The sequence below is a fragment of the Sphingobium cupriresistens LL01 genome (genome assembly GCF_001046645.1).
Lineage (GTDB): Bacteria > Pseudomonadota > Alphaproteobacteria > Sphingomonadales > Sphingomonadaceae > Sphingobium > Sphingobium cupriresistens.
This window is the reverse complement of the sequence record NZ_KQ130434.1, coordinates 1,092,504-1,111,465: the sequence shown is the minus strand read 5'-3', so window position 1 is coordinate 1,111,465 and position 18,962 is coordinate 1,092,504. Positions and strand designations below refer to the sequence as shown.

Genomic DNA, 18,962 nt, shown 5'->3' with positions numbered 1-18,962 from the left:
CAGGCGGGGATCCATCTATCGGCACGAAGCAAGGCGCGAGATGGCGCGATGGATTCCCGCCTGCGCGGGAACGACGGAGATGTTTGCGGATGGGTCAAGGGATCACCAGTTGAACATGGTGCCGTCTTCCAGCCGGTTCACCGGCAGGAAGGCGCGATTATATTCATATTGGGCGGCCAGGTCCTCGTCGATATCGACGCCCAGACCCGGCGCTTCACCCGGATGCATGGCTCCATCAGCAAAGGTGTAGGCGTGCGGGAAAACCGCGTCGGTTTCGGGCGTGTGGCGCATATATTCTTGCACGCCGAAATTGGGGACGCTCAGGTCGAAATGCAGCGCGGCGGCCATGCAGACCGGCGACAGGTCGGTCGCGCCGTGGCAACCAGTGCGGACCTGATAAAGGTCGGCCAAGTTCGCGATCTTGCGCAGGTGGCTGATGCCGCCGGCATGAACCACGGTGGCGCGGATATAGTCGATCAGCTGGTTTTCGATCAGCTCGCGGCAGTCGTGGATCGAATTGAAAATCTCGCCCACGGCCAACGGCGTCGTGGTGTGCTGGCGGATCAGCTTGAACGCTTCCTGATTTTCGGCCGGCGTGGCATCTTCCAGCCAGAAAGGACGATATTGCTCCATATCCTTGCCCAGACGGCCCGCTTCAATCGGAGTCAGGCGGTGATGGATGTCATGCAGCAGATGCACGTCCCAGCCCAGTGCTTCGCGCGCCGCCTTGAACAGTTCGGGAACGACGCGCAGATATTTCGACGTGTTCCAGACATTTTCGGTCGGCAGGTCGGCGTCGGCCGGTTCGTAGAAATATTTGTCCTTCGACACGCCATAGGTGGACGCCATGCCCGGCACGCCGCACTGGATGCGGATCGCCTTGTAACCCTGGCGCTGATAGTCGAGCGCGACGGCGACCGTATCCTCGATACTGGCGCCATTGGCATGGCCGTAGACCATCACGCTTTCCCGGCTCGCCCCGCCCAGCAATTGATAGACCGGCAGGCCCGCCAGCTTGCCCTTGATGTCCCAGAGCGCGGTATCGACGGCGGCGATGGCCGACATGGTGACGGGACCGCGCCGCCAATAAGCACCCTTGTAGAGATATTGCCAGATATCCTCGATCCGGTGCGCGTCGCGGCCGATCAGGCAGGGGACGACATGATCCTGCAAGTAACTGGCGACCGACAATTCGCGGCCGTTGAGCGTCGCGTCGCCGAGGCCGTAGACGCCGTCTTCGGTGATGATCTTGAGGGTAACGAAATTGCGACCGGGGGAGGTCACGATGACCTTGGCATCAATGATCTTGGGCATATGCGCAGTCCTGTTCAGATAATTTCGAGCGTGACGGTTTGAAGATTCTGGCTGTCCGGCCCGACCATGATGTCGACGAGGCCGGGTTCGACCACCTCTTCCATCTCCAGATTCCATAAGGCGAAGGCATCAGGGCCGAGGCTCAGGCGCACGGTCCGCGTCTCGCCGGGGGCAAGGGTGATGCGTTCAAAACCCTTGAGTTCCTTGATCGGGCGCGTGACGCTGGCGGTCTGGTCATGGACGTAGAGCTGGACCACTTCGTCCCCTGCCCTGTCGCCCATGTTGCGCACATCGACCTCGACCGTGACAGTTCCACCGACGCCGATGCGTTGAGCAGAAAGTCGTGGTTTTCCAAATGCGAATTGCGTGTAGCTAAGGCCATATCCGAAGGGGAAAAGCGGCGAGATGTCCTCGAACACATAACCGCGCCGGGCGCTGGGCTTGCGGTTGTAGAAGATCGGAATCTGCCCTGCGTCGCGCGCGACGGTGACGGGCAGCTTCGCGCCGGGATTGACGTCCCCGAACAGGATATCGGCCATGGCGGCGCCGCCCTCCTGCCCCGGATACCAGCATTCGAGCAGCGCGTTGGCGCTCTCCACCATGTCCGGATAGCTGGGCGGGCGGCCATTGATGGCGCAGACGATGACGGGCTTGCCGGTCGCCTTGATCGCCGAGAACAGGGCGTTCTGTTCGCCCAGCAGGTCCAGACTGGTGCGATCGCCCAGATGGTTCTTCGCGAAGCCTTCGCGGCTGGTCTGTTCGGTATCGCCGATGGCGAGCAGGATGATATCCGCGCCCTTAGCGACTTCGACCGCCTCTGCGATCAACTGGCGGTTCTTGGCGGGATCGGCCAGATAGACTTCATCGACCGAGCGATCCTCGCTCTGGGTGATGAAGACGCCCTGCGCATGGACGACCTCCGCCTTGCCCTTGAGCTTGGCCTTCACCCCTTCCAGCAAAGACACGTCCTGCCGTGGAATGGAAGAATAGCCGCCCAGCCGCGCGATGGCGGCGTTGGGGCCGATCACCGCGACCCGCCTGTGCGCGCCGGCAGCGAGCGGCAGCGTGCCGTCATTCCTGAGCAGCGCGATCGATTTGTGCGCGGCCTTGAGCGCCAGCGCGCGGGCTTCGGCATTGCCGGTCAGCGCGTCATAATCCTTGCGCGGCCAGGGATTTTCGAACAGGCCCGCGCGGAACTTGAGCGTCAACATGCGCGTGCAGGCGATGTCGACCGCTTCGAGGGGCACCTTGCCCGCGCGGACCTGTTCCACGAGCGTCCGATAGGTCATCCCATCGGGCAGCTCGCAATCGACCCCGGCGCGGAGGGCGGCGCGGGCCGATGCCTCCGGGTCGGGCTGAACATGGTGGATGGTGTCGAGTTCGTGGACCGCGCCATAATCGCTGACCACCGCGCCGTCGAAATGCCATTCGCCGCGCAATATGTCGCCGAGCAGCCATTTGTTCTGGTGGCTGGGGACGCCGTCGATCTCGTTATAGCTGGGCATGACGGCGGCGATGCCGGTGCGCTTGACCACCTGCCGGAAGGGCGGAAAGAAATTCTCGCGCAACTCCCGCTCGCTGATCGGCGCGGGCGCGATATTCTCGCCGCTCTGGGGCTGGCCATGGCCGGTCATATGTTTGAGCGTCGCCATGACCTTGTCCGGGCCGATCTGCTTGCTCTCCCCTTGCAAGCCCAGCACCGCCGCGACACCCATTTCGCCGCACAGATAGGGGTCTTCGCCGAACGTCTCCTCGATCCGGCCCCAGCGCGGGTCGCGGGCGATATCCACCACCGGCGACAGCGCCAGATGGACGCCGCGCGCGCGGACTTCGCGGGCGATGACGGACTGGACGTCGCGCATCAGGTCCCGGTCGAAACTGCCCGCCAGGCCGATCGCCATCGGGAACATGGTCGCGTCGGTGGCCATATAGCCGTGCAGCGATTCCTCATGGAACAGCACCGGGATGCCCAGGCGCGTTTCCTGCGTCGCCCATGTCTGGACGGCGGTGATGAAGGCGACGGTGTCGGCCGGGGTGCGCCAGCGCGCGCCAACGCCGCCCGCCTGCTGCGACCCGTCGGGCGCGCCGCGCCGGTCGGACGGGCGCGTGATCTGGCCGAAGCTGGCGGGATAGGCCTGGCTCGCTTTTGCAGGCGAGAAGGTCAGGTCGTCCATGATGTCGGCCTTGGTCGCCCAGAGCGCGATGATCTGGCCGACCTTCTCCTCCAGCGTCATGCGGCCCAGCAGGTCGCGAACGCGCAGGTCGATCGGGGCGGTGGCGTCCTTGTAGAGCGGACCGCTCTTCCTAGCGGCGACGGCCGGGGCCGCCGCGAAGAAGGAGGTCGAGGCGAGCAGGCCCAGCGCCTGACGTCGGGCGAGACTCATGGCGTCACCGTCAGCGTGGCGGATTGGAGCGCGACCGAACTGTTCCCGGTCATGATCTCGAACTCGCCCGGTTCCACGACGCGCTCCATATGGTCATTCCACATCCACAGACTTTGCGGGCTGATCGTGAAGGTGACCGTGCGGCTTTCGCCCGGCTTCAGGGTGATGCGCTGAAAGCCCTTCAACTCCTTGATCGGGCGCGTGACGGAGCTGACCTTGTCGCGGATATAGAGCTGGACGACCTCATCGCCTTCGCGTGCGCCGCTGTTGCGGACATCGATCGAGACAGTTGTTTTGCCTCCGGTGCCGATCGTCGTCGCGGCCAGACGCGGGGGCGACAGGTCGAACCTCGTGTAGCTGAGGCCGAAGCCGAAGGGGTAGAGCGGGTCGGTCGTATCGAACAGATAGCCGCGCCGCGCCGAGGGCTTGGCATTGTAGAATAGCGGTAATTGCCCGACCGATCGCGGCACGGTGACGGGCAGCTTGCCGCCAGGGTTCACGTCGCCGAACAGGACGTCCGCGACGGCATTGCCGCCCTGCTCGCCCAGATACCAGCCTTCGAGAATGGCGTTGGCCTGTTCGCTGATGGTGACGGTCGAGGCCGGCCGCCCGTTGATGAGGACGACGGTGATCGGCTTGCCCAATGCCTTGAGCGCATCGAACAGTTCCTGCTGCTCACCCACAAGGTCCAGGCTGGGCCGGTCGCCCAGATGGTTGTCGGCCCAGCCCTCGCGGCTCGACTGTTCGGTATCGCCCAGCGTCAGGACGATTCGGTCCACGCCCCTGGCCGCCTCGACCGCTTGCGCGATCAGCTTGCGGTTTTCGGCCGGGTCGGACTTGGTGACGCTGTCTTCCCACCAGTCATCATTCTCGGTGATCTTCACGCCTTGCGCGAAGACGATGTTTGCCTTGCCGCCAACCTTCGCCCTGATGCCGTCGAGGATCGACACGGTGTGCGGCGGCTGGCCATAATAGCCGCCCAGCCGCGCCACCGCGGCGCTCGGCCCGATGACGGCGATCGTGCCTTCAGGCTTGAGCGGCAACATGCCGTCATTCTTGAGCAGGATGATGGAACGCTGCGCCGATTTCAGCGCGAGGGCACGGGCGTCCGCGTTGTTGGTGATCTTTTCCGACGCGGCGGCGTCGGCATAGGGCTGTTCGAACAGGCCGGCGCGGAATTTCAGCTCCAGCATCCGGCGCGTGGCCAGATCGACCTTCGCCTCGTTCACCTTGCCTTCGCGCACCAGCTTGCCCAGCGTCGCGTAAGACAGGCCGTCGGGCAAGTCCGCATCGACGCCCGCATCGAGCGCGCGCATCGCCGCGTCTTCCAGATTGGCGGCGATATGGTGGATGCTCATCAACTGATCGACCGCCGAATAGTCGGACACGACCGCGCCCTTGAAGCCCCATTCCTCGCGCAGCACATTATCCAACAGCCAGCGATTGGCGTGGCTGGGGACGCCATCGATCTCGTTATACGACGCCATGACCGCTTCGATGCCGGTACGCTTGACCACCTGCTCAAAGGGCGGGAAGAAATTTTCGCGCAGTTCGCGTTCGCTGACCGGCGCGGGGCCGACATTGGTGCCGCTTTCGGGCTGGCCATGGCCGGTCAGATGCTTGAGCGTGGCGAACACCTTGCCGGGTCGCAGGTCGCGGCTACGGCCGACGCCTTGCAGCCCCTCGACCGCCGCAACGCCCATTTCGCCGACCAGATAGGGATCTTCGCCATAGGTTTCCTCGATCCGGCCCCAGCGCGGATCGCGGGCGATGTCCACCACCGGCGACAGCACCATCGGCACGCCGCGGACACGGATCTCCCGCGCGATCACGCTGTTCACGTCGCGCAGCATGGCGGTGTCGAAGGAGGAGGCCATGGCGATCGACTGGGGGAAGCTGGTCGCGCCGACGGCGGCATAGCCATGCAGCCCCTCTTCATGGAACAGGATCGGGATGCCCAGCCGCGTCTGCGTCGTCGCCCATTTTTGCAGGGCGTTGACGAGTGCGACCGTCTGGCGCGGATTGCGGCCCGGCGCGACGCGCGGACTGACCGCGCCCTTCGCGTCAGACGGCCGGGTGAAATGGCCGAGGCCATTGGGATATTGCGCCGCGAGCTTCGCAGGATCGAGTTGAAGCTGCGCGTCGAAAATCTTGACCTTGTCGAGCCAGACGGTGGTGATCTGCGCGATCTTTTCGTCCAGCGTCATGCGCGAGAGGAGATCATCGACGCGGGTTTCGATCGGGGCGCCGGCATCCTTGTACACAGCCTTGGTCGATGCCGTCGCGGGCGCCGCATGGACGGGCATCACCGGCAAGGCGACACTCAGCGCCAGCGCCGATGCGGCACACCATATTTTACGGTTACGGATCACGACGCCCCTCTCCATTTTATTCCGCGACAATCTTTCCGCTTGCCGTGGCTGAACTGATAGCGTTACCATTGCTTCGCCAAGAGAGACTTGTCAATGCCCGATCCATGGGCTTTGACAGTCGACGACAAGGGAGAGGATATTCGTGAACGCGCGCCTGTTTTGCCGGATGATCGCCATGGCCGCGACGGCGCTGACGCCCGTGATGGCGCCCGTGGCGCAGGCCGAAGATGGCTATGATCTGTGGCTGCGTTATGCGCCCGCGGATCAGGCCCGCAAGCCCGGATTGGCGGCCCATGCGACCGCTATCGTGACGGCCGGAACCAGTCCGACCCTGACCATCGCGACGCAGGAAGTGCAGCGCGGCATCGCCGGGATGACCGGCGCCATCCCGACCGTGTCGGCGACCATCCAGCAAGGCACGCTTTGGCTGGCGACGCCCGCCTCCGCCCCCGCCCTGCCCATCAAAACGGATGGCCTGGGCAGCGAGGGCTATGCGATTCGCACTACGATGATCGACGGCAAGGCGGTCACACTGATCGCCGCGAACAGCGATATTGGCCTGCTCCACGGCGCCTATCATTGGCTGCGCCTCGCCCAGAGCGGGACAAGTCTCGACAAGCTCGACATCCGCAGCGCACCCAAGATCGGCCTGCGCCTGCTCAATCATTGGGATAATCTCAATGGCACGGTCGAGCGCGGCTATGCCGGCCAGTCGATCTGGGACTGGTGGCGCCTGCCCGACTGGAAGGGGCCGCGCTATACCGACTATGCCCGCGCCAACGCCTCGATCGGCATCAACGGCACCGTCCTCAACAATGTGAATGCGAAGGCGGACAGCCTGACCGCGCCCTATATCGCCAAGGCGGCAGCATTGGCGGATGTCTTCCGTCCCTATGGGATCAAAGTCTATCTGTCGGTCAAATGGACCGCGCCGATGGAACTAGACGGCCTCAAGACCGCCGACCCGCTCGATCCGGCCGTCGCTGCCTGGTGGAAAGCCAAGGCCGACGAAATCTACAAGGCGATTCCCGATTTCGGCGGCTTTCTGGTCAAGGCCAATAGCGAGGGCCAGCCGGGGCCGCAGGATTATCAACGCACCCATGCCGATGGCGCGAACATGCTGGCGGCGGCGGTAAAGGCGCATGGCGGCATCGTGATGTGGCGCGCCTTCGTCTATGCCCATGACAATCCCGACGATCGCGCCAAGCAGGCCTATAGCGACTTCAAGCCGCTGGACGGCAAATTCGCCGACAATGTGATCGTGCAGGTGAAGAATGGCGCGATCGATTTCCAGCCGCGCGAACCCTTCCATCCCTTGTTCGGCGCAATGCCCAAGACCCCGCTCATGATGGAATTCCAGATCACCAAGGAATATCTGGGCCAGTCGACGCACCTCACCTATCTCGGCCCGTTGTTCGAGGAAGTGCTGGACGCCGACACCTATGCGAAGGGCAAGGGGTCGACGGTCGCCAAGGTGATCGACGGGTCGCTGGACGGCCACAAGCTGACGGGCATTGCCGGCGTCGCCAATATCGGCGTCGATCGCGACTGGAGCGGATCGATCTTCAATCAGGCGGACTGGTATGCCTTTGGCCGCCTCGCCTGGGACACCAGCCTGTCGGCGCAGGACATTGCAAAAGAATGGGCGGAGATGACCTTCTCTCCCGACCAGAAGGTCGTGCAGCCAATCGTCAAGATGATGATGGGATCGCGCGAGGCGGCGGTCGATTATATGACGCCGCTGGGCCTGACGCATGTCATGGACACCGGCCATCATTATGGCCCCGGCCCCTGGGTTTCCGATCTGGCCCGGCCCGAATGGAACCCGGTCTATTATCATAAGGCGGATGCGAACGGCATCGGCTTCGACCGGACGAAGACGGGCAGCGACGCGGTCGGCCAATATGCGCCGCCAGTCGCGAAGATGTGGGCTAATGTGAAAACCACGCCGGAGCGCGACCTGCTCTGGTTCCATCATGTGCCGTGGGATTATCGCCTGTCATCGGGCGAGACAGTGTGGGACGGCCTGATCCATCGCTATGACAACGGGGTCCGCTATGTCGCGGATATGCAAACGACTTGGGCGTCGCTCAAACCCTATGTCGATGCCGAGCGGTTTGCGGAGACGCAGGCCTTCCTGACCATTCAGCATCGCGAGGCGCAATGGTGGCGCGACGCCAGCATCGCCTATTTCCAGTCGGTGTCGAAACGCCCCCTGCCCGCCGGATCAGCCGCACCCGCCCATGATTTGCAGTGGTACAAGGCGCTGGAATTCCCCTATGCGCCGGGTCATAACTGATTTTTCGCTTTAATATTGATGGATGATGTCGCACCCATTTCGACAGCGACATCATTCCAACGAAAGCATAACCGCCTTGAGCGATACACGATCATCGCGCCGCCAGCGCAACGCGCCCACGATCAACGATGTCGCCGCCCATGCCGGCGTGTCGCCGATGACCGTGTCGCGCGTCATCAACGGCGAACAGGTCGTGCGGGCGGCCACGCGGGCCAAGGTGGATGCGGCGATCGCTGCGCTCAACTATGCCCCCAGCGCCGCCGCCCGGACGCTGGCGGGCGGCGACGAAACGCGGATCGGCCTGCTCTATTCCAACCCCTCTTCCTCCTATCTCAGCGAATTTCTGGTCGGCAGCCTGGACCAGGCGAGCCGCAGCAGCGTCGACCTGGTCGTGGAGAAATGGGACGAGGAAACATCGATCGCATCGGTCGTCGCCCATCTGCAACGCGGGCGGATCGACGGCGTGATCCTGCCGCCGCCGCTATGCGACCTGGACGAGATGGTGGAGGCGCTGGGGAAGGCCGGCATCCCCGCCGTGGCGGTGGCGACCGGGCGCGCGCCGTCGGCGCTGGCGGCGGTCAGCATCGACGATCGGCAGGCCGCCTATGAAATGACCCGCCACCTGATCGCGCTAGGCCATGGCCGCATCGGCTTCATCAAGGGCAACCCGAACCAGAGCGCCAGCGCCCGCCGGTTCGAGGGCTATGTCGCCGCACTCACCGAAGCGGACCTGCCAGTGCAGGACGAATTGATCGCGCAGGGCTATTTCACCTATCGGTCGGGGCTGGACGCGGCCGAACATATATTGGCGCTGGTCGATCCGCCGACCGCCATCTTCGCCAGCAATGACGACATGGCCGCCGCGACCGTGGCGATCGCGCATCGCAGCGGGCTGGACGTGCCGGGCGACCTGACCGTCTGCGGCTTCGACGATACCTCGCTGGCGACGACGATCTGGCCGGAACTGACCACAATCCGCCAGCCGATCAGCGCGATGGCGCGCGCGGCAGTGGAAGTGCTGGTGCGGCAGTTGAAGGGGCGGCGCAGCGGCGACGCGGAGGCGGCGGAGCATCTGGTGCTGGACCATGCGCTGATCCGCCGGCAATCGGACGCCGCGCCGAGGATGCGCCCGCGATTGGGTGGGCGGTAACACATCATCATCCGTTCGTTTCGAGCGTGTCGAGAAACGATAAGCGCGGCGCTGGCCGCTTCTCGACTTCGCTCGAAGCGAAGGGGTGTTGTTTTAAGCCTCGCCGAACACCCGGCGGAAGATCGTATCGACCTGCTTGAAATGATAATCGAGGTTGAACTTGTCCTCGATCTCCTGAACCGGCAGCGCGGCGGTGACGTCGGCGTCGGCTTTCAGCAGTTCCAGCAGCGATAGCTGGCCGTCCGATTCCCACACCTTCATGGCGTTGCGCTGGACGTAGCGATAGCTGTCCTCGCGGCTGACGCCCGCTTGCGTCAGCGCCAGCAGCACGCGCTGCGAGTGGACTAGGCCACCCATCTTGTCCAAATTCTTCATCATCCGCTCAGGGTAGATGAGCAGCTTGTCGATGACGCCGGTCAGGCGGGCCAGCGCGAAGTCGAGCGTGATGGTGGCGTCGGGACCAAAGAAGCGCTCGACCGACGAATGGCTGATGTCGCGCTCATGCCACAGCGCGACATTTTCCAAAGCGGGCACGACGGCCGCACGCACGACGCGGGCCAGGCCGGTCAGATTTTCGGTCAGCACCGGGTTGCGTTTGTGCGGCATTGCCGACGAACCCTTTTGGCCGGGCGAGAAATATTCCTCGGCCTCCAAGACTTCGGTGCGCTGCAAATGGCGGACCTCGACGGCAAGGCGCTCGATGGACGAGGCGATGACGCCCAGCGTGGCGAAGAACATCGCATGGCGATCGCGCGGGATCACCTGGGTCGATACCGGTTCGATGGCGAGGCCCAGCTTCTCGGCGACATGCTCCTCGACCGCCGGATCGATATTGGCGAAGGTGCCGACCGCGCCGGAAATGGCGCAGGTCGCCACTTCTTCGCGCGCCGCGATCAGGCGGGTCTTGCAGCGGCTGAACTCGGCATAGGCTTCCGCCATTTTCAGGCCGAAGGTGACGGGTTCGGCATGAATGCCGTGGCTGCGGCCGATGGTCGGCGTCAACTTATGTTCAAAGGCGCGGCGCTTGATGACTTCCAGCAGCTTGTCCAGATCTTCGATCAGGATGTCTGACGCGCGGGCCAGTTGCACGGCCAGACAGGTGTCGAGCACGTCGGAGCTGGTCATGCCCTGATGCATGAAGCGCGCTTCGTCGCCCACCTGTTCGGCGACCCAGGTCAGGAAGGCGATGACGTCATGCTTGGTAACGGCCTCGATCGCGTCGATCGCGGCGACGTCGATGGCGGGATTGGTCGCCCACCAGTCCCACAGCGCCTTCGCCGCGGACGGCGGGACGACGCCCAGTTCGCCCAGTTTCTGCGTCGCGTGCGCCTCGATCTCGAACCAGATCTTGAAACGGGCTTCCGGCTCCCAGAGCGCGGTCATTGCGGGGCGAGAATAGCGGGGGACCATGGGCGAATCCTGCGGTTGGAGAGGGAATGTCGCCGCGCGACTAGCAGCGTCGCCCCTTCGGGGCAAATCGGGAAGGGGCGAAGAGCGATCCACAACAGTCAACGCCGTCCAAAATGACGAAGCCCGACGAACCGAGTATATTTTCAAGACGAAAGCATGAACATGAATGGACGTTCAGGAACATTCGCCAGTCGCCATCCATTATTACCACAGCATATCCAGACAGTCGGAAACACAAGTCGCCCCGGCACATTCCAAGGTGACAGGAGATTACCATGATACGCACATTTTTATTCTCGACCGCTCTCGTCATAGCCGCGCCAGCGATGGCGCAGCAGGGCATGGCGCCAGATCAGGGCGCGACTCCGGCCGCCCCGCAATCCGCGACTCCGGCAATGCCTGCCGCGCCGCAGGCGGCGACGCCCGCCGCTCCGGCCAACGCCACCACCACCGTCGCATCGATCGTGGACAGCGAATTTCCCGCCTATGACGCCAATAGTGATGGGCAACTTGACCAGTCGGAATTTTCGCGCTGGATGGTGGCGTTGAAGGATCAGGAGATGAAGGCGACGGGCTCCACCCTGCCGGCCGAGCAAGTCACGGCTTGGGCCAGCGGCGCATTCACGACCGCCGACAAGGACAAGAGCGTTACGATCAGCAAGCCGGAATTGGTGAGTTATCTGAGCGGTGGCGCAGGCTAAAGTCTATCATTCCCCACCCTGTCACGAAGGCGGGGGACATAGAGCCTGAAGGGTCGCGCCCGGAGGCGGCATGGAGCGAAGGCCATGCCGCCTCTTTTTTCGTCTGAATAGGGTGAATGAGCGCACCGCCAGAGCAGCGCGCACTCAGCCTTTTCTGCGGGTATAGAGTAATGCTGCGACGATCGCGGCGGAACCGATACCGACGGCGGCGCCAGCCCAAACGCCCTTGCCAGCCGACTTGATCGCCGCAGTGGCGAGATCGACCTTGTCCTTTTCCTTCGCCTTTTCAGCGGCAGGAACTGTGGACTGTGCGGCGTCTGCGCCGACGGACGGCGCGCTGTCTTCAGGCTTGCTCATGGTCCTTAACGCTATGCCCCAAAGCAGCGGCCACGAAAAGCCGGAACTGCTTCTCTTCGTCGCCTTTTGCATTTTGCGCGCGCCCTCTTGACTTCGGACGCCGATCCATGTTGGTAGCGCTATCAATTACAACCATTCCTTTAGGAGTTGATGATGCCGGGGGACTCCTCCTTGCTTGCCATGACCTTGGCCAATTGCCTACCCGCCGATTGGCGCGCGGGCCTGTTCGTCGGTCGCATTCTGACGGCTGACGGCCCCAGCCCCATATTGGTGCGCGAAGGCATCGCCCATGACATGAGCCGGGTCGCGCCGACCGTGGCGCAACTGCTCGAAAAACTGCCGTTGGCGACCGGTGCTGGCCAACCACTGGGGCCGCTGGACACGCTCGACCTGCCGCTGCTCAGCCCGGTCGACCTGCAATGCGTCAAGGCGTGCGGCGTCACCTTCGCCCTGTCCGCGATCGAGCGGGTGATCGAGGAGCGGGCGCGCGGCGACGCCAGCGCCGCTGCGGACATTCGCAGCCGCCTGGAGGAACGGGTCGGCGGTTCGATCCGCGCCGTTGCGCCCGGTTCGCCCGAAGCCGCCGCGCTCAAGGCCGCGCTGATCGAAGATGGCCTGTGGTCGCAATATCTGGAGGTTGCGATCGGCCCGGATGCCGAGGTCTTCACCAAGGCGCCGGTGCTGTCGACCGTGGGCGCGGGCGCGCAGATCGGCATCCGCTCCGATTCGACCTGGAACAATCCCGAACCCGAAATAGTGCTGATCGCCAATGCCGCTGGGAGCGCTATCGGCGCGACTCTGGGCAATGACGTCAACCTGCGCGATTTCGAAGGACGCTCTGCGCTCCTGCTGGGCAAGGCGAAGGACAATAACGCCTCCTGTTCGCTCGGCCCGCTCATCCGCCTGTTCGACGGCGACTTCACGATCGACGATGTGCGCAATGCCGAAGTCGAGCTGACCATCGACGGTCCCGAAGGCTATAGGCTGGAAGGCGCGAGCAGCATGAACCAGATCAGCCGCGATCCGCTGGAACTGGTGCGCCAGACGCTGAGCGAACATCAATATCCCGACGGTTTCGCGCTGTTCCTGGGCACGCTCTTCGCCCCGGTGCAGGATCGCGACGATCCGGGCCGCGGCTTCACCCACAAGGTCGGCGATGTCGTCGCCATCTCCACCCCGCGGCTGGGCAAGCTGGTCAACACGGTTGTGACGTCGAAGGACGCTGCGCCCTGGACCTATGGCCTGGTGGCGTTGATGACCAATCTCGCTGCGCGCGACCTGTTGAAAGACCCCGCCGCATGAGCGCCATCTACCCCAGTTTGAAGGGCAAGCGGGTCTTCATCAGCGGTGGCGGCAGCGGCATCGGTGCGGGGCTGGTCGAGGCGTTCGTCGGCCAGGGCGCGCATGTCGCCTTCTGCGACATTGCCGTGGCCGAGAGCGAGGCGCTCGTCGCGCGTCTCCAGAACGCCGACGTCGCCCCAATCTTCCACGCTATCGACCTGCGCGACATCGAAGCGGTGCAGGCCATGATCGGCAAGGTGGAAGCGCAGATTGGCGGGATCGACATCCTCATCAACAATGCCGCCAATGACGACCGCCACACGATCGAAGAGGTGACGCCCGCTTATTGGGACGAGCGGATGGCGGTGAACCTGCGCCATTTGTTCTTCGCGGCGCAGGCGGCGGTGCCGGCGATGAAGCGCGCGGGCGGCGGCGTGATCCTGAACTTCGGGTCGATCAGCTGGCACCTCGCCCTGCCCGAACTGACGCTCTACCAGACCGCCAAGGCCGCGATCGAAGGGCTGACGCGCAGCCTGGCGCGTGACCTCGGCCGTGACAATATCCGCGTCAACACCATCATTCCGGGCAATGTGAAGACCCCGCGCCAGGAAAAATGGTACACGCCAGAAGGCGAAGCGGAGATCGTCGCGGCCCAATGCCTGGACGGTCGCATCCTGCCGGCGGATGTCGCCGCGCTGGCGATGTTCCTGGCGTCGGACGATGCGCGCTACTGCACCGGCCATGATTATTTTATCGATGCCGGCTGGCGCTGACATGGCGGACGCTGCCCCCTACAGCGTCCTGTCGGTGGGCGCCACGCTGGGCGAAGGGCCGGTCTGGGTCGCGCGTGACGCGGCTTTGTGGTTCGTGGACATCAAACAGCATCGCATCCATCGCTATGATCCGGCGCTGGACGTCGGGCGCAGTTGGGCCGCGCCGGGCCAGGTCGGCTGGATATTGCCGACCGACGACGGGCTATTCGCCGTGGGTATGCAATCGGGCGTGCATCGCTTCGACCCGTCGGCCGCCAGCTTCACCCTGCTGCACGCCCCGGAAGGCCATCTGCCGGGCAATCGGCAGAATGACGCCTGCGTCGCGCCCGATGGCGCGATTTGGTTCGGGTCTATGGACGATGCGGAGGAAGCGACAAGCGGATATTTCTATCGCGTTCACAAGGGCGTCTGCGTCGAGGCTGGATTGCCCGCAGTATCGATCACCAACGGCCCGGCGCTCTCGCCCGACGGCCGTATCCTGTATCACACCGACACGCTGGGCAAGCGCATCTGGCGCACCGACGTGGGTGTCGACGGCACGGTCGGCAACACGACCCTGTTTACGAAGATCGAGGACGACGCAGGCTATCCCGATGGGCCGACTATCGATGCCGAAGGTTGCCTGTGGACCGGCCTGTTCGGCGGTTGGGCGGTGCGCCGCTACGACCCGGCGGGCACGCTGATGCGCGAAGTGCGCTTCCCCGTCGCCAACATCACCAAGATCGCCTTTGGCGGCGGCGACCTGTCCACCGCCTATGCGACGACGGCGCGCAAGGGGCTGGACATGACAGCGTTGACACAGCAACCCCTGGCGGGCGATCTGTTCGCCTTCGATCCCGGCGTCGCGGGGCTGCCGGGCCATGTCGCAACGATATAAAAAATGGAAGGATGCGTAAGGATGAATGAGGGGAGCGCGGAAAAGGTCAACATGGCCTTTGTCGCCGCAATCGTCGCAGTGGCGACGATCGGCGGATTCATGTTCGGCTATGATTCAGGCGTCATAAACGGCACGCAGAAGGGACTGGAAGCGGCCTTCGACCTGGGAAAACTCGGCATCGGCGTCAATGTCGGCGCGATCCTGGTCGGCTCCTCGATCGGCGCGTTCGGCGCGGGGCGCATGGCCGACATCATCGGCCGGCGCGGCGTGATGATGCTGTCCGCCATCCTGTTCCTGGGCAGCGCGCTGCTGGCGGGCGCGGCCGGTTCCTCGGCCATCTTCATCTTCGCGCGCATCATCGGCGGCCTGGGCGTGGGCGCGGCCAGCGTCATTTCGCCCGTCTACATCTCCGAAGTCACCCCCGCCAATGTGCGCGGGCGCCTGTCGAGCGTGCAGCAGGTGATGATCATATCCGGCCTGACCGGCGCGTTCATCGCGAACTTCGTGCTGGCGCGCTATGCGGGCGGCTCCACCGCGCCGCTGTGGCTGGACTATCCCGCCTGGCGCTGGATGTTCTGGTTGCAGGCGATACCGGCCGCCATCTATTTTCTGGCGCTGCTCGCCATCCCCGAAAGCCCCCGTTACCTGGTCGCGCGTGGGCGCGACGCCGATGCGCTGGCGGTGCTGACCCGGCTGTTCGGGTCGCTGGAGGCCGCGCGCAAGGTCGGCGAGATTCGCGCCAGCCTGTCCGCCGACCATCATCGCCCCAAGCTGTCGGACCTCATCAGCAAGACCACCGGCAAGATCCGCCCGATCGTGTGGACCGGCATTGGCCTCGCCGTCTTCCAGCAACTGGTGGGCATCAACGTCGTCTTTTACTATGGCGCGACTTTGTGGGAAGCGGTCGGCTTTTCCGAAGATAATGCCTTGCAGATCAACATCCTGTCGGGCGTGCTGTCGATCGGCGCGTGCCTGGGCACGATCATGCTGGTCGACAAAATCGGGCGCAAGCCGCTGTTGCTGGTCGGATCGGCCGGCATGGCGGTGACGCTGGCTATCGTCGCCTATGCCTTCTCCACCGCCGTCACCGGCGCGGATGGCGCGGTGTCCCTGCCCGGCCATAACGGCCTGATGGCGCTGATCGCGGCGAACCTCTATGTGGTCTTCTTCAATCTGAGCTGGGGTCCGATCATGTGGGTGTTGCTGGGCGAAATGTTCCCCAATCAAATCCGCGGGTCAGGCCTGGCGGTCGCGGGTTTCGCCCAATGGATCGCCAATGCCGCCATCTCGGTCAGTTTTCCGGCGCTCGCCGTGTCGCCGGGGCTAGTTATGACCTATACCGGCTATGCGCTGTTCGCAGCGATCAGCTTCTTCTTCGTGCGCAAGATGGTGCATGAGACGAAGGGGCGCGAGCTTGAGGATATGGAAGGCTGAACAAGGACGTCATCACCTTGCGGGCGGGAGGGCTGGAAGCGGCCCTCTCCCCCGCTGTCGGCGGATCGCTGCTTTGTCTGACGCTGGACGGTGTGGACCTGCTGCGCCGCGCGCCGGACGGCACCGGCGATCCGCTCGCCATGGCCAGCTTTCCGCTGGTCCCCTACGCCAATCGCATCGCGGAAGGGCGCTTCACCTTCGACGGGCGAAGCTATCAATTGCCGCTCAATTTCGGCGACCATCCGCATAGCATCCATGGCTTTGGCTGGCGGACGGCATGGACAGCGAGCGAGACAGCTGAAACGGCTGCGACACTGGTGCATGACCATGACGGCGGCGCCGGATGGCCCTGGTCCTATCGGGCGCAGCAGCAGGTCGCGGTGACGCCGCTACAACTGTCCATGTCGCTGTCCATCACCAATGTCGGCGACGCCGCGATGCCCGCCGGCCTGGGCTTCCACCCCTATTTTCTGGCGGATGCCGGCACCACGATCCAGTTCGACGCGGACGGCCTTTGGCTCTCCACCCCCGATATGCTGCCCGATCGGCAAGTTCCCGCCGATGCGCTGGGCGACTGGTCGCGCCCCGCCATCGTGCGCGGTGATAGGCTGGTCGACAACGCCTATACCGGCTGGAGCGGCAGCGCGACGATCCGGCGCGGTGAAGGCCTGCGCCTGACGCTCACGGCCACCGGCGCCCAGTGCCTGCATGTCTATCGTCCGCCCGCCAGCGACGATTTCTGTCTGGAGCCGGTCAGCCACATGCCCGACGCGATCAACCGCGGCGGCATGGCGTCCTTGGCTCCCGGCGACACCGCGCGCATCACCATGACCATCGCCATCGACAAAATCGACCAGACGCTTCCGAAATGCGGCGGGATCGCCTAAGCTGCCCCAAAGCAGCAGCGAAGGGTTAAGCCTATGCAATTTTTGCGGACAGCCTTCTGGGTCGTCATCGCCGTGGGACTCGCCTTCTTCTGCATGGCGAACTACGTGCCCGTGACCGTGCGCCTGTGGGGCGACATGGTGATGGAAACCAAGCTGCCCGTATTGTTGATCGGCGCATTCCTGCTGGGGGCGCTGCCCTTCTGGATCATGGCGCGGGCCACCCGCTGGCGTCTGAAGCGCCGGCTCGACAGCACGCAAAAGGCGCTGGTCGTCGCCACCGCCGCCGCCGCGCCGCCACCGCCCCCCATAATACCGGACGCGCCCGTCATGGGCGGCCTGCCCGATCCGCTCGCCCCCACCACTCCAAGCACCACAGGACCAGCATGAGCAGCCCCATCTATGTCGCCATCGACACGCCCGACCTGACCAAGGCGCAGAAGCTGGCCGGACAGGTGAAGCATCATGTCGGCGGGCTGAAACTGGGTCTGGAATTTTTCTGCGCCAACGGCCATCATGGCGTGCATGAGATGATGAAGTTCGGCCTGCCGATCTTCCTCGACCTGAAGCTCCACGACATTCCCAACACGGTGGCGAAGGCGGTGCAGGCGCTGCACCTGCTGGAACCGGCGATCCTGACCGTCCATGCCGCTGGCGGCCGGGCGATGCTGGAAGACGCCAAGGCGGCGGCCGGGGTGAAGACCAAGGTCGTGGCTGTGACCGTGCTGACCAGCCTGGACGATGGCGATCTGCTGGATATCGGTGTGGGCGGAAAGGCGGAGGATCAAGTGCGGCGCTTGGCCGACCTGGCGCAGAACGCAGGGCTGGACGGCATTGTTTGTTCCGGCGAGGAAGTCGCAGCGGTCAAGAAACACTGGTCAGACGGTTTCTTCGTGGTGCCGGGCGTGCGGCCTGCGGGCGGCGCGCTGGGCGACCAGAAGCGCGCTGTAACCCCGCGCGAGGCGCTGGATCGGGGCGCGTCTATCCTGGTGGTGGGACGGCCGATCAGCCTGGCGGAGAACCCGGATATGGCGGCGCGGGAGATTGAAGCGACGTTGTAGGAGGCGCTTTATTCCCCTCCCGCTTGCGGGAGGGCGGGAGGAGATGGCAGGAAACCGCCTCTTATAACAACTTCAGCGCAAACGCCTACCGACCGCCTCGTCCTCATCCCCAACAAAGAAATGCTGGATCACCTCGCGCGTCAGCCGCGCCGGGCGCAGGCTGCTGGCGTCTATGCAGCACCAGCTTGACTTGACCTCCGCCAGGACGTCCTCGCCGCGTTTGATGATGGTTTCGTAGAAGGCGCGGGCGCCCTGCACCTTCTCCAGCAAGACGGTGGCGATGACGTCGTCGTCCAGGAAGGTGGGCTTGCGATAGGTGATCTCATGTTTCAGCGCGACCCACAGATGCTGGGCGACCGCTTCGGCCGGGGCCAGCGCGCGCCAATGGTCCAGCACCGCCGCCTGCACCCATTTCAGGTAGCTGGCATTGTTGACATGACCCATGAAGTCGATGTCGATCGGATCGATGCCGATCGGGAAGCGGTGGGGAATCGCGTTACTCACATGGATGTCAATAGCAGCCCTGCACGCGGACTGATAGGGGGCAACGTCCTATCCCGCGAAAAAGAGGTCGATCCGAAGACCGACCCCTTTTCTACGTCACCGCCGTTCGTCCTGAGTAGCCGCTGAGCCTGTCGAAGCGGCGTATCGAAGGATCGTGGCTG

The 18,962-nt window shown here is 64.2% G+C and carries 16 protein-coding genes; 10 read left to right on the top strand and 6 right to left on the bottom strand.

The features are described from left to right. Positions 1 to 102 precede the first annotated feature (102 nt). From manD to V473_RS05410, 3 genes are read right to left on the bottom strand one after another with little or no spacing between them, the layout of a single operon-like run. The gene (manD, locus tag V473_RS05420; RefSeq protein WP_066601301.1) at positions 103 to 1,314 is read right to left on the bottom strand and encodes a D-mannonate dehydratase ManD; all 1,212 of its coding nucleotides are present in this window, start codon (positions 1,312 to 1,314) and stop codon (positions 103 to 105) included. 14 nt (positions 1,315 to 1,328) lie between these two features. Then, complete coding sequence (locus tag V473_RS05415) at positions 1,329 to 3,698, bottom strand: glycoside hydrolase family 3 N-terminal domain-containing protein (protein ID WP_066601299.1); 2,370 nt, start codon at positions 3,696 to 3,698, stop codon at positions 1,329 to 1,331. Further along, a complete protein-coding gene (locus V473_RS05410) occupies positions 3,695 to 6,070 on the bottom strand; it encodes a glycoside hydrolase family 3 N-terminal domain-containing protein (protein WP_066605126.1) in 2,376 nt (791 codons plus the stop codon). The genes V473_RS05415 and V473_RS05410 overlap by 4 nt, the downstream gene beginning before the upstream one ends. Before the next feature lie 166 nt (positions 6,071 to 6,236). Here V473_RS05410 and V473_RS05405 point away from each other — a divergent pair, with 166 nt between their 5' ends. Both V473_RS05405 and V473_RS05400 read left to right on the top strand, forming a co-directional pair. Next, complete coding sequence (locus V473_RS05405) at positions 6,237 to 8,369, top strand: alpha-glucuronidase family glycosyl hydrolase (protein ID WP_408021505.1); 2,133 nt, start codon at positions 6,237 to 6,239, stop codon at positions 8,367 to 8,369. Positions 8,370 to 8,445: 76 nt separating this feature from the next. Continuing rightward, the gene (locus V473_RS05400; RefSeq protein WP_066605124.1) at positions 8,446 to 9,519 is read left to right on the top strand and encodes a LacI family DNA-binding transcriptional regulator; all 1,074 of its coding nucleotides are present in this window, start codon (positions 8,446 to 8,448) and stop codon (positions 9,517 to 9,519) included. Positions 9,520 to 9,612: 93 nt separating this feature from the next. Here the strand turns inward: V473_RS05400 and purB are convergent, their stop codons facing one another. Continuing rightward, complete coding sequence (gene purB, locus V473_RS05395) at positions 9,613 to 10,929, bottom strand: adenylosuccinate lyase (RefSeq protein WP_066601295.1); 1,317 nt, start codon at positions 10,927 to 10,929, stop codon at positions 9,613 to 9,615. A 275-nt stretch (positions 10,930 to 11,204) separates the two neighbouring features. On the opposite strand from purB, the gene V473_RS05390 reads away from it, so the two are divergent. After that, a complete protein-coding gene (locus V473_RS05390) occupies positions 11,205 to 11,630 on the top strand; it encodes an EF-hand domain-containing protein (RefSeq protein ID WP_066601293.1) in 426 nt (141 codons plus the stop codon). A gap of 144 nt (positions 11,631 to 11,774) precedes the next feature. Here the strand turns inward: V473_RS05390 and V473_RS05385 are convergent, their stop codons facing one another. After that, on the bottom strand, positions 11,775 to 12,059 hold the full coding sequence (locus V473_RS05385) for a hypothetical protein (RefSeq protein WP_244884340.1): 285 nt from the start codon (positions 12,057 to 12,059) through the stop codon (positions 11,775 to 11,777). An 81-nt stretch (positions 12,060 to 12,140) separates the two neighbouring features. On the opposite strand from V473_RS05385, the gene V473_RS05380 reads away from it, so the two are divergent. From V473_RS05380 to pyrF, 7 genes are read left to right on the top strand one after another with little or no spacing between them, the layout of a single operon-like run. After that, a complete protein-coding gene (locus V473_RS05380; protein WP_066605121.1) occupies positions 12,141 to 13,289 on the top strand; it encodes a fumarylacetoacetate hydrolase family protein in 1,149 nt (382 codons plus the stop codon). Then, positions 13,286 to 14,041, top strand: coding sequence for a D-xylose 1-dehydrogenase (locus tag V473_RS05375; protein ID WP_066601290.1), 756 nt, complete (start codon positions 13,286 to 13,288; stop codon positions 14,039 to 14,041). Before V473_RS05380 ends, V473_RS05375 begins: the two co-directional genes overlap by 4 nt. A 1-nt stretch (position 14,042) precedes the next feature. Further along, positions 14,043 to 14,918: an SMP-30/gluconolactonase/LRE family protein gene (locus V473_RS05370; RefSeq protein ID WP_066605118.1), complete on the top strand. Its 876-nt coding sequence runs from the start codon at positions 14,043 to 14,045 to the stop codon at positions 14,916 to 14,918. Between the two features lie 21 nt (positions 14,919 to 14,939). After that, on the top strand, positions 14,940 to 16,352 hold the full coding sequence (locus tag V473_RS05365; protein WP_066601288.1) for a sugar porter family MFS transporter: 1,413 nt from the start codon (positions 14,940 to 14,942) through the stop codon (positions 16,350 to 16,352). 17 nt (positions 16,353 to 16,369) lie between these two features. Then, a complete protein-coding gene (locus tag V473_RS05360) occupies positions 16,370 to 17,239 on the top strand; it encodes an aldose 1-epimerase (protein ID WP_082678978.1) in 870 nt (289 codons plus the stop codon). A gap of 33 nt (positions 17,240 to 17,272) precedes the next feature. Beyond that, a complete protein-coding gene (locus V473_RS05355) occupies positions 17,273 to 17,626 on the top strand; it encodes a lipopolysaccharide assembly protein LapA domain-containing protein (RefSeq protein WP_066601286.1) in 354 nt (117 codons plus the stop codon). Beyond that, a complete protein-coding gene (pyrF, locus tag V473_RS05350) occupies positions 17,623 to 18,297 on the top strand; it encodes an orotidine-5'-phosphate decarboxylase (protein ID WP_066601285.1) in 675 nt (224 codons plus the stop codon). The genes V473_RS05355 and pyrF overlap by 4 nt, the downstream gene beginning before the upstream one ends. 72 nt (positions 18,298 to 18,369) lie before the next feature. On the opposite strand, the gene V473_RS05345 is transcribed toward pyrF, so the two are convergent. Then, complete coding sequence (locus V473_RS05345) at positions 18,370 to 18,801, bottom strand: acyl-CoA thioesterase (RefSeq protein WP_066601284.1); 432 nt, start codon at positions 18,799 to 18,801, stop codon at positions 18,370 to 18,372. Positions 18,802 to 18,962 lie beyond the last annotated feature (161 nt).

Coding starts and splice junctions, on each gene's coding strand:
- manD (WP_066601301.1), bottom strand. CDS start 1,314: ATGCCCAAGATCATTGATGCCAAGGTCATCGTGACCTCCCCCGGTCGC.
- V473_RS05415 (WP_066601299.1), bottom strand. CDS start 3,698: ATGAGTCTCGCCCGACGTCAGGCGCTGGGCCTGCTCGCCTCGACCTCC.
- V473_RS05405 (WP_408021505.1), top strand. CDS start 6,237: ATGATCGCCATGGCCGCGACGGCGCTGACGCCCGTGATGGCGCCCGTG.
- purB (WP_066601295.1), bottom strand. CDS start 10,929: ATGGTCCCCCGCTATTCTCGCCCCGCAATGACCGCGCTCTGGGAGCCG.
- V473_RS05390 (WP_066601293.1), top strand. CDS start 11,205: ATGATACGCACATTTTTATTCTCGACCGCTCTCGTCATAGCCGCGCCA.
- V473_RS05385 (WP_244884340.1), bottom strand. CDS start 12,059: ATGCAAAAGGCGACGAAGAGAAGCAGTTCCGGCTTTTCGTGGCCGCTG.
- V473_RS05380 (WP_066605121.1), top strand. CDS start 12,141: ATGCCGGGGGACTCCTCCTTGCTTGCCATGACCTTGGCCAATTGCCTA.
- V473_RS05375 (WP_066601290.1), top strand. CDS start 13,286: ATGAGCGCCATCTACCCCAGTTTGAAGGGCAAGCGGGTCTTCATCAGC.
- V473_RS05370 (WP_066605118.1), top strand. CDS start 14,043: ATGGCGGACGCTGCCCCCTACAGCGTCCTGTCGGTGGGCGCCACGCTG.
- V473_RS05365 (WP_066601288.1), top strand. CDS start 14,940: ATGAATGAGGGGAGCGCGGAAAAGGTCAACATGGCCTTTGTCGCCGCA.
- V473_RS05355 (WP_066601286.1), top strand. CDS start 17,273: ATGCAATTTTTGCGGACAGCCTTCTGGGTCGTCATCGCCGTGGGACTC.
- pyrF (WP_066601285.1), top strand. CDS start 17,623: ATGAGCAGCCCCATCTATGTCGCCATCGACACGCCCGACCTGACCAAG.